Source organism: Bradyrhizobium sp. CCBAU 45384 (assembly GCF_028128665.1).
Classification (GTDB): Bacteria; Pseudomonadota; Alphaproteobacteria; order Rhizobiales; family Xanthobacteraceae; genus Bradyrhizobium; species Bradyrhizobium manausense.
The window spans coordinates 1-13,511 of sequence record NZ_LBIZ01000120.1 but is presented as its reverse complement, the minus strand read 5'-3'; the positions used below and the strand labels follow the sequence as shown (position 1 = coordinate 13,511).

At 63.9% G+C, this 13,511-nt stretch carries 11 protein-coding genes, 1 tRNA gene and 1 pseudogene; 3 read left to right on the top strand and 10 right to left on the bottom strand.

The features are described 5' to 3' along the window. Positions 1-19: 19 nt before the first annotated feature. Entirely contained in the window at positions 20-1,942 is a 1,923-nt protein-coding gene (locus XH80_RS39770; protein WP_271603347.1) for a CHAT domain-containing protein, read from the top strand. Positions 1,943-2,035: 93 nt separating this feature from the next. On the opposite strand, the gene XH80_RS39765 is transcribed toward XH80_RS39770, so the two are convergent. The 6 genes from XH80_RS39765 to XH80_RS39740 all read right to left on the bottom strand — a co-directional run bounded on the left by XH80_RS39765 (position 2,036) and on the right by XH80_RS39740 (position 7,980). Continuing rightward, positions 2,036-3,013 carry a peptide ABC transporter ATP-binding protein gene (locus XH80_RS39765; RefSeq protein WP_271603346.1) on the bottom strand — a complete coding sequence of 326 codons (978 nt, stop codon included), beginning with the start codon at positions 3,011-3,013 and terminating at the stop codon, positions 2,036-2,038. Beyond that, positions 3,010-4,038, bottom strand: a complete 1,029-nt coding sequence (locus XH80_RS39760; protein ID WP_271603345.1) for an ABC transporter ATP-binding protein — start codon at positions 4,036-4,038, stop codon at positions 3,010-3,012. The genes XH80_RS39765 and XH80_RS39760 overlap by 4 nt, the downstream gene beginning before the upstream one ends. Positions 4,039-4,056: 18 nt before the next feature. After that, entirely contained in the window at positions 4,057-4,965 is a 909-nt protein-coding gene (locus tag XH80_RS39755; RefSeq protein WP_271603344.1) for an ABC transporter permease subunit, read from the bottom strand. Further along, positions 4,962-5,972 (bottom strand): ABC transporter permease subunit, encoded by a 1,011-nt coding sequence (locus XH80_RS39750; protein ID WP_271603343.1) that lies wholly within the window; start codon positions 5,970-5,972, stop codon positions 4,962-4,964. The genes XH80_RS39755 and XH80_RS39750 overlap by 4 nt, the downstream gene beginning before the upstream one ends. An 86-nt stretch (positions 5,973-6,058) precedes the next feature. After that, a complete protein-coding gene (locus tag XH80_RS39745) occupies positions 6,059-7,660 on the bottom strand; it encodes an ABC transporter substrate-binding protein (RefSeq protein ID WP_271603342.1) in 1,602 nt (533 codons plus the stop codon). A gap of 230 nt (positions 7,661-7,890) precedes the next feature. Further along, a tRNA-Ser gene (locus XH80_RS39740) sits at positions 7,891-7,980 on the bottom strand. 195 nt (positions 7,981-8,175) lie between these two features. Here XH80_RS39740 and XH80_RS39735 point away from each other — a divergent pair. Then, positions 8,176-8,517, top strand: a complete 342-nt coding sequence (locus XH80_RS39735; protein ID WP_271603341.1) for a hypothetical protein — start codon at positions 8,176-8,178, stop codon at positions 8,515-8,517. 38 nt (positions 8,518-8,555) lie between these two features. Here the strand turns inward: XH80_RS39735 and XH80_RS39730 are convergent, their stop codons facing one another. The 3 genes from XH80_RS39730 to XH80_RS39720 form a co-directional block, all read right to left on the bottom strand. Beyond that, on the bottom strand, positions 8,556-10,019 hold the full coding sequence (locus XH80_RS39730) for a trehalose-6-phosphate synthase (protein ID WP_271603340.1): 1,464 nt from the start codon (positions 10,017-10,019) through the stop codon (positions 8,556-8,558). 226 nt (positions 10,020-10,245) lie between these two features. Further along, entirely contained in the window at positions 10,246-11,067 is an 822-nt protein-coding gene (otsB, locus tag XH80_RS39725; RefSeq protein ID WP_271603339.1) for a trehalose-phosphatase, read from the bottom strand. 4 nt (positions 11,068-11,071) lie between these two features. Further along, on the bottom strand, positions 11,072-12,559 hold the full coding sequence (locus XH80_RS39720; protein ID WP_271603338.1) for an MFS transporter: 1,488 nt from the start codon (positions 12,557-12,559) through the stop codon (positions 11,072-11,074). Positions 12,560-12,687: 128 nt separating this feature from the next. Between XH80_RS39720 and XH80_RS39715 the strand changes: the two genes are divergently transcribed. After that, on the top strand, positions 12,688-13,059 hold the full coding sequence (locus XH80_RS39715) for a DUF3175 domain-containing protein (protein ID WP_271603337.1): 372 nt from the start codon (positions 12,688-12,690) through the stop codon (positions 13,057-13,059). 95 nt (positions 13,060-13,154) lie between these two features. Here XH80_RS39715 and XH80_RS39710 read toward each other — a convergent pair. Continuing rightward, a pseudogene (locus XH80_RS39710) lies at positions 13,155-13,511 on the bottom strand (methyl-accepting chemotaxis protein); the annotation flags it as partial.

The following is a 13,511-nucleotide window of genomic DNA, read 5'->3' as shown; positions in this document are numbered from 1 at the left end:
GCGCGCGGCAAGTACGCTGATGCCGAGGAACTCACTGCGCGCGCTGGCGATCTACGAGAAGGCCCTTGGCGCGAACCACCCCGACACCGCCAACGCCCTTCACAATCTTGCACGCGAGTATGCCGAGGCCGGCGATGGCGCCAACGCCCTCGCCTATTCACGCAAAGCCACCGCCGCGGTGCTGGCCCATGCCGCCCGAGAGGCCGATAGCGCCCGGCAAAAGCAGCGATCCGGCGGCCTCGTCGCGCAGCGCGCACTGTTCTTTCGCCGCCACGTCGCCAATCTTGCGCTTGCGGCGCGTCAACAGATCGCGCCCGAACCGACGCTCGCCCGCGAAGCATTCGAGATCGCGCAGTGGGCCGATCAGTCGTCCGCGGCGGTTGCCGTGCAGCAATTCGCAGCACGCTTCGCCTCCGGCGGCGGAGCACTTTCCGTCCTGGTGCGCGAGAACCAGGACCTCGCTGGCTCATGGCGCGACACCGACCGCAAGCTCGTCGAGGCTTTGTCGAAGCCTGAGGGCGATCGCGACCGCAAGACGATCGGTGCTTTGCGCCGGGCGAGCGGCGAGGCCGAGGCACGACTCGCCGAAAGCGACTCGAGGCTGGCGCGGGAGTTTCCGGAGTTTGCCGCACTCACAAGGCCGCGGCCGCTGGAGGTAAGCGCAGTCCAGAACCTGCTCGGCAGCGACGAGGCGCTGGTCTTCTTTCTGCCTGATGACAAGGAGAGCCGCGTCTTTGCGGTGACGCGCGACGGCTTCGCCTGGCACGACATCGCGCTCGGCGCCAACGCCTTGGCCGACAAGGTCAAGGCTTTCCGCCGCGGCCTCGATGTCGGCGAATGGGTGGCGGCGCGCAGCGCCGGCGCGCCGGGAATGTTCGACCTCGGCCTGGCGCGCGACCTCTACGTCGCCCTGCTCGACCCCGTCGACGCCTTGATCAGGGACAAGCGCCATTTGCTGGTGGTACCGACCGGCGCGCTCACTGCCCTGCCGTTTCATCTGCTGCTGACGCAGCAACCTGCCGCGCCGAATCCCACCGACATCGCGGGCTATCGCGACGCCTCCTGGCTGATCAAGCGGCAAGCCGTCAGCGTCCTGCCGTCGGTCGCGAGCCTCAAGGCATTGCGCGCCTATGCGCGCCAGCGGCCGGCGGCGCAGCCGATGATCGGCTTCGGCGATCCGGTGTTCGGCATGCCGGACGCGCGCGGCGCGGGTGCCGCCCCGGCCGGCGTCCCGTCGGCCGCCCCGCGGACAGCGGCACACACGCGTGCCTACACCGATTATTGGCAGGGCGCGGGCGTCGATCGCGCCATACTCGGCAAAGCACTGCCGCCCCTGCCCGAGACCGCCACCGAGCTTCGCGCGATTGCCCAGAAGGTCGGTGCGGCCGCGAGCGACCTTCATCTTGAAGCCGACGCGAGCGAGGCCAACGTGAAACGGCTGCCTCTCGCCGACTATCGAATCGTCTATTTCGCAACCCACGGTCTCGTTGCCGGCGACATCAAGGGTGTGGCCGAACCGTCGCTGGCGCTGAGCATTCCGCAACGTGCAAGTGATTTCGATGACGGACTGCTGACCGCGAGCGAGGTGGCCCAGCTCAAGCTGAATGCAGATTGGGTGGTGCTGTCGGCCTGCAACACCGTGGCGGGTGACAGGCCCGGCGCCGAGGCCCTGTCGGGGCTGGCGCGCGCCTTCTTTTATGCCGGCGCGCGCGCCCTGCTGGTTTCGCACTGGGCGGTCGCTTCCGATGCCGCGACCCGGCTCACGACCGCGACCTTCGACGCCATCAAGTCAGAACCCGGTATCGGCCGTGCCGAGGCCCTGCGCCGCGCCATGCTGGCCTATCTCGGCGATACGGCGAACCCGGACAATGCCTATCCGGCGTTCTGGGGACCGTTCTCCATCATCGGCGAAGGCGCTGCGCGGCGGGAGACGCTGGAATGACGAATTCAGGGCAGAGCCGTGGCGTGGCAACGGGGATTGGCTGACGCTCTGTCCGGCGAGTGCCTACCTACGGTTCTCGCTACCGGTCACCGTCTAAGCCGCCTGTGTGTCCAGGAAACGCTCGGCGTAGTGGCAGGCGACGAGGCGGCCGTCGAGCGGGCGCAGTAGCGGACGCTGCGTGCGGCAAAGATCCGTGACATAGGGGCAGCGGGTCGAGAACACGCAGCCTTTTGGCGGATCGAGCGGCGACGGCAGCTCGCCCTTCGGAACAATCCGCTTGCGATTGCGGCCGAGGCCCGGCGTCGCGTCAAGCAAGGCCTGGGTATAGGGATGCAACGGCCGCGCAAAGATGCGCTCTTTCGGCCCATGCTCCACTGCGATTCCCAGATACATGATCATCACGTCGTCGGCGATGTGACGGACCACGCCAAGATCGTGCGAGATGAAGAGGTAAGCCAGCCCCAGGTCGCGCTGCAGATCGGCCAGGAGGTTGAGAACCTGCGCCTGCACTGACATGTCGAGCGCCGAGACCGGCTCGTCGGCCACAAGCAGTTTTGGCCGCAACATCAAGGCGCGCGCGATGGCGATGCGCTGACGCTGGCCACCCGAGAACATGTGCGGATAGCGGCCATATTGCTCCGGCCGCAGCCCGACCTTCGCCATCATGTCGAGCGCCTGTGCGCGCCGCTCCTGCTTCGAAAGCGTGGTGTTGATGATCAGCGGCTCTTCAAGGATGGCGCCGACGCGCTTTCGGGGGTTGAGCGACCCGTAGGGGTTTTGAAATACGATCTGGACAGTTCGCCGCAATGTCCTCGCAGCGCCGGCCGGGGGATTGACGGCATCGACGCCGTCAAGCATCAGCGCGCCGGCGCTCGGCTTCTCGATGAGGGTCACAAGCCTTGCGAGCGTCGACTTGCCGCAACCGGATTCGCCAACCACCGCCAGCGTCTTGCCGGCATCGAGAGCGAACGACACGCCGCCCACGGCCTGCAGATGCGCGGGCGGTCGAAGCCAGCCCTGCTTGACCTCGTAACTGCGCTTGAGATCGGTGGCGGTGACGAGCGCCGTCATGACGTGGTCTCGCGCTCAGGGATCGGCGCGCTGCCGCCATCGGCCGCGATGCGCTCATCCCGTGTCGGATCGCCGAGCGGATAATGACAACGGATCAGGCCGTCCATCCAGGGGCGCAGATCGGGACGCACCTTGTCGGCCAGCGGCGTCGCATAGATGCAACGAGGACCAAACAGGCATCCCTGCGGCCGATCGCTCAGTCCCGGCACCACGCCAGGAATGGTGGCGAGCCGTCCGCCATCGCTTGCCTCCGGGCGTGCTGCCAGCAGCGCGGCCGTGTAGGGATGCTGCGGCGAGGCAAACAGGCTCTGCGTCGGGCGCTGCTCCATGATCTGGCCCGCATACATCACGGCGACGCGCTCGGTGGTATCAGAGACCACGCCCATGTTGTGCGTGATGAGGATCAGCGCCATGCCACGATCGCGTTGCAGGGACAAGAGAAGATCGAGGATCTGCGCCTGGATGGTGACATCGAGCGCCGTCGTGGGCTCATCCGCGATCAGGAGCTTTGGGTTGCAGGCGATCGCCATCGCGATCATGACGCGCTGGTTCATGCCGCCCGAGAGCTGGTGCGGATAGGCCGACAGCCGGCTCTCCGGCGCGGGAATGCCGACCTGCTCCAAAAGCTCGATCACGCGGCGCCGCGCGGCCTTGCGATCCATGCCTTCATGGACCTGCAACGTTTCGGCCAGCTGATAGCCGATCGTGAAGGAGGGATTGAGCGATGTCGTCGGCTCCTGGAAGATCATCGCGACGTCCTTGCCGGTGAGCGCGCGCCGCTCGCGCTCGGACAAGGTCTGCAGATCCCGTCCCTCGAACAGCAGCTTGTCGGCCCGAACGCGCCCCGGATAGGGCACCAACCCCATCAGGGCCAGCATGCCGACGCTCTTGCCGGAGCCGGATTCGCCGACAATCCCCAGCACCTCGCCCCTTTCGAGCATGATGTCGACGCCATCAACGGCGCGCACCATCCCGTGCTGGGATGGAAACTCGACCGACAGATTCTTGATCTCGAGCAGCGGCATCGGATCTACTTCAGTGCGCTATCGCTTGAGCTTCGGATCGAGCGCATCGCGCAATCCGTCGCCCAGAAGGTTGAAGGCCAGCACGGTCACGAGAATCGCCAGGCCCGGAAGCGTGACGACCCACCAGGCCCGGAGCACGAATTCGCGCGCGTCGGCCAGCATGGTTCCCCATTCCGGCAAAGGCGGCTGCGCACCGAGACCGAGAAAGCCGAGCGCGGCCGCGTCCAGGATTGCCGTCGAAATGCCGAGCGTGGCCTGCACGATGAGGGGCGCCGTGCAATTCGGCAGCACCTCCTTGAACATCAAGCGGAGCCGGCTGGCTCCTGCGACCTTGGCCGCGACGACGTAATCCTTCGAGACCTCGCTGATCACGGCGGCGCGGGCGATCCGCACATAGTGCGGCAGCAGCACGATCGCGACCGCCAGCATGGCATTCATCAGGCCTGGCCCCAGGATCGCGACGATCACGATCGCAAGCAAAAGGCTCGGCAGCGTCAACGTGATGTCCATGAGCCGCATGATCACGATCTCGATCACGCCGCGGAAGAAACCGGCGATCAGACCGAGCACCGTGCCTGTCACCACCGACAGGGTGACCACCACGATGCCGATCAGAAGCGACAGCCGCGCGCCATAGATGAGACGGGACAGAATATCGCGGCCGATCGCGTCGGTGCCGAGCGGATAGGCCATCGATCCGCCCTGCTGCCAGAACGGGGGCTTGAGAAAGACCGCATTGTTGGTCACGATCGGGGAATGCGGCGCAACGACATCGGCAAGGAGCGCGAGCAGAACCAGAACCACGATCACGACGAGGCCTGCCACGGCGCCGAAATTGGCCTTGAAGTCGGACCAGAACTGCGACAGCGGATGCGGCGGCGCGCCCGGTTGCGACACGATGGGAGTTTTGAGGACTTCGGCTGTCATCGCGTGTACCGGATGCGGGGGTTGATCAGTCCGTAGGCGACGTCGACCAGAAGATTGACGATCATGATGATTGCGCCGATCAGAAGCGTGCCGCCCTGCAGCACCGGATAGTCGCGGCGGTTGATGCCCTCGATCAGCCATTTGCCCACGCCCGGCCAGGAGAAGATGGTCTCGGTGAGGATCGCACCGGTAAAGAGCACGCCGACCTGAAGCCCGATCACCGTCACCACCGGGATCAGCGCATTGCGCAACGCATGGATTGCGATCACCCGGAAATACGGCAAGCCCTTGGCGCGGGCGGTACGGATGTAATCTTCGCCCAAAACCTCCAGCATGGCGGACCGCGTCATGCGGGCGATGACGGCGAGCGGCACCGTGCCGAGCACGATCATGGGCAGCACCAGATGCGACAGCGCCGAGCGAAACGCGCCGAAATCACCGGCCAGCAGCGCATCGATTAGCAGGAAGCCGGTCACCGGTTCGATGAAGTATTGCACCGCGATCCGGCCCGACACCGGAGTCCATCCAAGCTGTACCGAAAAAAGCAGGATCAGCAGCAATCCCCACCAGAAGATCGGCATCGAATAACCGGTCAGCGAGACGCCCATCACGCCATGATCGAAGATCGAGTTGCGGCGGACCGCGGCGATGATGCCGGCCGGCAATCCCAGGCACAGCGCAAACAGGATCGCGCAGACCGACAGCTCGATGGTCGCCGGGAACAACGTGCCAAATTCGGAAATCACCGGCTCATGGGTGACGATCGAGCGGCCGAAGTCGCCATGCACCAGCCGCGACAGGTAGAGGCCATATTGCACCAGCACGGGCTGATCGAAGCCGTACTCCTTGCGCAATTGCTCGTGCCTGAGAGGATCGATGCCACGTTCGCCCGCCATCGTCTCGATGGGATCGCCGGGAATCAGGCGGATCAGCACGAAGACAAGCAACGTGATCCCGATGAAGGTCGGAACCACAAGACTCAGCCGGGTAAAGATGAACCGGAGCATGTCGTTCCCTGCCACCCTCTCTGGATAAGGAGAGGGTCAAGAAGAATGGGCGGAGCAACGTTGGTCCGCTCCGCCCTTGTCTCCTGCTATTCCTTGACGTCGACGCCGTAGAAGGTGTGGCGACCGAACGGCGACAGCTTGAAGTCAATCACTCTCTTGGTCACGGGCTTCAACTGCACGGCATGCGCGATGGTGAACCACGGCGCCTGCTCCTTGAAGACCACCTGCGCCTGCTCGTACAGCTTGGTCCGCTCGGCCCGATCACTGATGGTCTTGGCCTTCACGACCAGATCGTCGAACGGCTTGTAGCAGAACTTGGCAATGTTTCCGCCGGATGCCGTTTGCGCGGAATCGCAGCCCAGCAAGGTGTGCAGGAAGTTGTCAGGATCGCCGTTGTCGCCGGTCCAGCCCAGCATGCCCATCTGATGTTCACCGGCCTGCATTCGCTTGCGGTATTCGCCCCATTCAAACGATTTGATTTCGGCCTTGACGCCGATCTTGGCGAGGTCGGCCTGCATCAGTTCGGCAATGCGCTTGGCGTTCGGATTGTAGGGCCGCTGCACCGGCATGGCCCACAGGTCGGTTTCGAAGCCATTCGGAAATCCTGCGTCGGCCAGGAGCTTCTTGGCCGCCTCCGGATCATAGGGATCGTCCTTGACCTCGTCGTTATAGGACCACATCGAGGGTGGGATGGGATTCTTGGCCGCGATGCCGGTCGACAGATAGACGGCGTCGATGATCGCTTTCTTGTCGATGGCCATGCTGATGGCCTTGCGCACGCGCACGTCGTCGAAGGGCTTCTTCTGCGTCTGGAAGGCCAGATAGCCGACATTGAGGCCCGGCTGCTCCAGGACGGTCACGTTCGGATCCTTCCTCATCGCGTCGATGTCGGCCGGGTTCGGATAGGGCATCACGTCGCATTCGCCCTTCTGAAGCTTGGCCCAGCGAACGGATGAATCCGGCGTGATCGAGTAGACGAGGTCGTCGATCTTCGCCTTGCCGCCCCAGAACGCGGGGAAGGCCTTGTATCGGATCACGGCGTCCTTCTGATACTGCACCAGATAGAACGGTCCGGTCCCGATCGGATCCTGATCGATCTTTTCGGGCGTGCCGGCCTTCAGCATTGCGTCCGCATATTCCTTCGACTGAATGGCCGCGAAAGCCATCGCGAGATCGGCAAGGAATGGAGCTTCCGGCCGGTTGAGCGTCACCTTGACGGTGTAGTCATCGACCTTCTCGACCGACTTCAACAATTTCGGCATCCCCATGTCGCCGAAATAGGAATGGTTCGAACTGGTGACCTTAAAGTACGGATTATCCTCTTTCCACTGCCGCTCGATCGAGAAGATGATGTCGTCGGCATTGAAGTCCCGCGTCGGCTTGAACGATTTGGACGTCGAATGCCACTTCACGCCCTTGCGCAGCTCGAAAGTATAGGTGGTGCCGTCAGGCGAGATCGTCCACTTCTCAGCGAGTGCCGGCACCACCTTCGTGCCGCCACGCTCGAACTCGACAATGCGATTGTAGATCGGCTCGTTGCCGTCGAACGACGTGCCTGTGGTGTTGACGCCGGGATAGAAGTTCTCCGGGCTGCCTTCCGAGCAGAAAATCAGGGTTTTGGCTGATACGGGCGAGGCCGCAGCCAGCGCCAAAGCGCAGACGCCGGCGAGCAGGGTTGATCTGTTCACTGTCGGAACTCCCTGTGAATTGTCTCGGCGCGGTTAGGCTGCGCCAAAGACGCCTGGGGCAAGATTGCGATTGAGATTGCGATCGGGCATTGCAGCTGTCAATGCGTCGGGCTTGAGCGCCTTGGCGTGCATTGCACGTTTGCCAGCTCTCGAAAACGGCCCGCAATTGCTTGCCGAGAACGAAGGCCAAACGCGATGCAGAAAGTCCATACTCGCTGGGATGTGCGGGCTGGCGGAGAGAGTGGGATTCGAACCCACGGTACGGTTTCCCGCACACACGCTTTCCAAGCGTGCGCCTTAAGCCACTCGGCCATCTCTCCGGAGCGCCCTCTCTTGAAGGGGCGCCGGCGATTTTGCAAGGGATCGCGGGTAAATCCGATGAATTTTCCGCAACATATTGTATTTACAGCATAAAAACTCACATCGCCGTGACTTCGGGAGCCCCTTTGGGCTGAACCCATCACGGGTTTGGCGCGACGATTCACCTGAAGACGCCAGACATGACCGGGGACGCCATGACCATCCGCAACACCCTCGCCGCCCTTTGCCTGATTTCGGCCCTTGGTGCTGCCTTTACCGGGCCTGCGAAGGCGCAGGCCTGCAGCAGGCTGGGCGTCGATGTGACCTGCGACGACGGGCGGCGCGGGGTGCTCGCTGGCGATACCATCCTATGGCCGGATGGGACCCGCTCCAGCTCCACGCCGCACCAGAGCATCATCATCGGCAACAAGAGCTCCGTGCATGTCGGGCCCGGCGTGTTTGTCGGCCAGGGCAAGGGCGTGGTGCCGATGGACGATCCGAACGCGCCGAACAAGCGGCAATGCGCGATCCTGGACGGCGTGTCGTATTGCTATTGAGGGCGCACCTCTCTCGGCGAGGGAGAGGCAGAGAGAGGTTAGATCAGCCGCACACCTGAGATCGCCGATTTCAGCCAGCGCAGCGCCTGCGGCGGTTGTGCCGCGAGTGGAGCTGCCGCGACTTTCTCGGTGCGGCACTTCTCCAGCTCGGCAACGAAATCCGACGACCATTGCTGGATGGTGTGACCCCGCAATTTCTTCATCATCGCGTCCCAGCGCATCTTGCGCTCGGTGAGCGGCATCGCCGCGGCGACCGCGATCGCGCGCGCCATGCCGTCGATGTCGTGCGGATTGACCAGCAGCGCGGTGTCGAGCTCGTTGGCCGCGCCGGCGAATTTCGACAGCACCAGCACCCCGGGATCGGCCGGGTTCTGCGCGGCGACATATTCCTTGGCGACGAGGTTCATGCCGTCATGCAGCGGCGTCACCACGCCGACCTGCGCAGTGCGGTAGAGGCCGGCGAGCACGGCCTGGCTAAAACCCTTGTTCAGATAGCGGATCGGCGTCCAGTCGACCTCACCATGGCGACCGTTGACGTCAGTGACGAGGCGGGCGACTTCGTTCTGGAGATTGCCATAGGCTTCGATGCCGCCGCGCGACGGATTGGCGATCTGGAGCAGCGAGATGCTGCGCGCGATTTGCGGCTGCTCGGTCCAGAGCCGGTCGAACGCGCAGATACGGTTGACGAGCCCCTTGGAATAGTCGAGCCGGTCGACGCCGATCGCGAGTCGCTCGCCATTGAGGCTGCGGCGCAGGCGCGAGACATCCGGATGCGAGGCTGATTTCGCGGCATAGGCAGCGAACTTCTCCGCGTCAATGCCGATCGGAAACACCTGGCAGCGCGTGCGGCCGTATTGCGAGAGCACGACGCCGTCCTCGATGATGAGGCCGAGCTCGCTACCGGCATAGCTAAGAAAATTCTGGCAATCACTCTCGGTCTGGAAACCGAGCAGATCATAGGCCAGCATCGTCGTGATCAGCTCACGATGATTGGGCACGCCCTGCATCACCGCGACGACCGGCCAAGGCGTGTGCAGGAAGAAGCCGATGGGATCATCGACGCCGAGATCCCGCAGCTCCGCGCCGAGCGCGAGGAAATGATAATCCTGCACCCAGAACGCCGTCTTGTTTTTGCGGAAGCGCATCAGCGCGCGCGCCATGAAGGCGTTGACCTCGCGATAGCTGACATAGTCGTCGCGCGAGACGCGGATCAGATCGCTGCGCGAGTGCAGCGCCGGCCACAAGGCCGAATTGGCGAAGCCTTCGTAGTAGCCGCCATAATGCGCCGCCGGCAGATCCAGCGTTGCGATCGCGCCCGTGCCCAGCGCCTCGATCTCGGCGAACGGCTCCTTCTGATGGCCATCACGCACGCGGCCGGAGGAGCCAACCCAGATAGCACCCGAATGCTCGACAACGGGAAGCAGCGCCGCTGCGAGGCCGCCCGTCATGGGTTCGTTGGGTTTGCCGCGCGCAACTCGATTTGAAACGACAACTAAGTTCACAGGTCGTCCCCTCCTGTTCATTCCACCCCGTTTAACTGCCGTTCATCAATATGGTTCCTGTCATCATTTCTACGAAATGAAACCAAAGTCAGGCGCGCGCGTTGGAACCTGTTTCCTTCGAGGGAACCCGACGATTTCATTCGAGAAAGATTGGTTTCGCACGGCCGGAAGAGACGCGCGCAGGTGCACTGCACGCGTGAAAATATGGCTATGAGATGACCGCGCCTTATTCCGACCTTGTGTCGTCAAGCAGCCGCGCAAGGAACGCACGTACGTCGTTCGGCGCATCGAAATGGCCGTTGACGCCCTTGGCACGACGGCCCACCGAGAAGGAGAGCCCGTTCATGTCGGGCATGATGGCGAAGACGGTTTCATCGGTGACGTCGTCGCCGATGAAGATCGGACGACGTCCCCTGAACGGCTCATGCTTCATCAGCTCGCGCACGCCGGTCGCCTTGGTGAACCCGGAATGCTTGATCTCGCAGACGAACTTGCCGGGCAGCACCTCGATCGGCGCATTGGGCAGATCGGCGCGGATCAGCGAGACGGCTTCGTAAATCGCCTTCTCCGCATGCGGCGCGAGGCGATAATGCAGCGCCAGCGAATAGCCCTTGTCCTCAAGCAGAATGCCGGGGCTGAGCTTTGCGATCGCAGCCAGGCGCCGCTTCAGCTCCTTGTCCATCGGCGGCGCGTGCACGTCGTCGGCCTCGTTGTCCACCGACAGCCGCATCTCCGCGCCGTGACCGGCGACCGCGCGAAACACATCGGGCGCGAAGATGAGGTCGATGTCGTTGAGCGAGCGGCCGCTGACCATGGCCAGGGCGCCGGACGTGCGCTCCGTCAGGCGAGTCAGCGTCTCCGAAAGGCCCGGCGGCACCCATACCTCGCGCGGCGTCGGCATCAGATCGAGCAGCGTCCCGTCGATGTCGAGCAGAATCGCGGTCTCGTCGAGATGCGGAACGAGCGCATGCGGCACAGGCACGGCATCGGGCGCTTCTTCGTCAGGCATGGCGGGCTTCTGGTCCGGTTCAGCGAGTTCGGATTTCATCAGTCTACTCCATGGAAGCGAGCGGCCGCGCGATTTGTTCGAGCGATTTGCGCTCTGCCGAGATGGCATAGCGCCATGCCACAATTGCGGCCGCGATCATCAGGACAGACCCCAGCAGATAGCCGGCGAACACGCTGTTGCGTGATCCCGTATCGATCAGCGCGCCGAACAGCGCAGGACCAATCACACCGCCGATGCCGGTGCCCACCGCATAGAACACCGCAATTGCCAATGCGCGGACCTCCAGCGGGAAGGTTTCGCTGACGGTGAGATAGGCCGCGCTCGCCGCGGGTGAAGCAAAGAAGAAGATCACCATCCAGGCGATGGTCTGCCCCTGCGCGCTCAACGCGCCGATCGAGAACAGATAGCCCGATAGCGCGAGCAAGAGGCCCGAGACGCCATAGGTGAACATGATCATGGCGCGACGGCCGAGCGTGTCGAACAGACGGCCGAGCAGAAGCGGGCCGAGGAAATTGCCGGCTGCGAATGGCAGCAGGTACCAGCCGACGTGATCGGCGCTGATGCCGTAGAAATCAGTCAGCACCAGCGCGAAAGTGAAGAAGATCGCGTTGTAGAAGAAGGCCTGCGCGACCATCAGCACCAGGCCAACCAGCGCGCGCTGGCGGTAGGTGCCGAACAGCGTCTGCGCGACTTCGCGGATCGGGGTGTGATCGCGCATCTTGAGCCGCATCTTGGGAAAACTCTCGCGGTCCGCCTCCTGATCATGCCCGAGCACCGAGCGCTCGATGTCGTCGACGATCTCGTGCGCCTGGTCGGGGCGGCCATGGATCATCAGCCAGCGCGGGCTTTCCGGGATCCACATCCGCATCAACAGCACGACGAGGCCGATGGTCGCGCCTATGAGATAGGCTAGACGCCAACCGATATCGGGGCCGATCGCGGCGGGATCGAGCAGCACGATGGCCGCGACGGCCCCCATCGCCGCCCCGATCCAGAAGCTGCCGTTGATGACCAGGTCAGTCCAGCCGCGATAGCGCGCGGGCACCAGCTCTTGAATGGTCGAGTTGATCGCGGTGTATTCGCCGCCGATGCCGGCACCGGTCAGGAAGCGGAACAGCGCGTAGCTGGCAATATCCCAAGACAGCGCAGTCGCCGCGGTCGCAGAAAGATAGAGCGCGAGCGTGATGAAGAACAGTTTCTTGCGGCCGATGCGGTCGGTCAGCCAGCCGAAGCCGAGCGCACCGAGCACGGCGCCGGCGAGGTAGGCGGAATTGGCGATTCCGAGATCGAGATTGGAGAAGCGCAGCGTCGGGCTCTGCTTCAGCGCACCCGAAAGCGCTCCCGCGAGCGTCACTTCGAGCCCGTCGAGAATCCAGGTGATGCCGAGCGCCAGCACGACACGGGTGTGGAAGCCGCTCCAGGGCAACGCATCGAGCCGCGCGGGAATGCTGGTCTCGACGATGCGATCGGTTGCGACCGCCGCCGAGACTGCAGGTCCATCATTCAGCGCTGCGCTCTGCTGCAATTCCATGGGGTTGCTGGGTCTGGGGGTGCGGCATTTCGCTTGCCACCTGCGACAACGTCGGCGCCATCCGCCGGTTCCCCTGGGAACGCCGGCGAATGCCGACCGTTTCCGCTGCAGCCGCAAGGAGTTGACGCATGGCTCAGGTCAGAAAGACGACACATTCGCGCAAAACGACGGGAAGCAAGAACACCAGCACGCGGCGCAGCGCCGCCCGCAAAGGCACAAAACGCGCCGCGCCAAAGCGCTGGTCGCAGCGTGTGACGAAGGAGAGCGACGCGCTCGATCTCAAACGCGGCGTGTTCAAACTCACCAGCCCCCGTAAGATCGCAGCCTCGCTGAAACGCTCGGCCGAGCACAGCGCGCGCCGCAAGACCGGCGCTTATCGCTCCGCGCTGTCGATGCTGACGTTCTACATCAACCGCGCCGGCAAGACCTTGCCGAAGATTCAGCGTGAGCGGCTGGAGAAGGCGAAGGTGGAGCTGAAGCGGGCGTTCGGGAGGGAATGAGGCGCGCCGCCCCTTACCCCGCTGTCGTCCGGACAGCGCGCGCTTGAGGCGCGCTCGTCCGGGACGACGGCGGAGCATGAAGCGACAGGCGGGTCCTACGCTGCCCGGATATTCGCCATGAACCGATCGAGCTCGGCGCGCAGGCGGGTGCTTTCGCTCGACAGCGTCTTCGCCGAGTTCAGAACCTCCTCCGAGGCTGAACCGGTTTCGGCCGCGCCGCGGTTGACCTGGCCGATGTCGGTCGCGGCGGTCTGGGTGCCCTGGGCGACGTTCTGGACGCTGCGGGCGATCTCCTGGGTTGCGGCGCCCTGCTCTTCCACTGCACTGGCAATCGAGGTCGAGATCGACGAGATCTTGCCGATGGTGGCACCGATCTCCTTGATCGCGGCGACCGACTCGGCCGTCGCACCCTGCATGCCCGCGATGTGCGAGGAGATCTCGTCGGTGGCCTT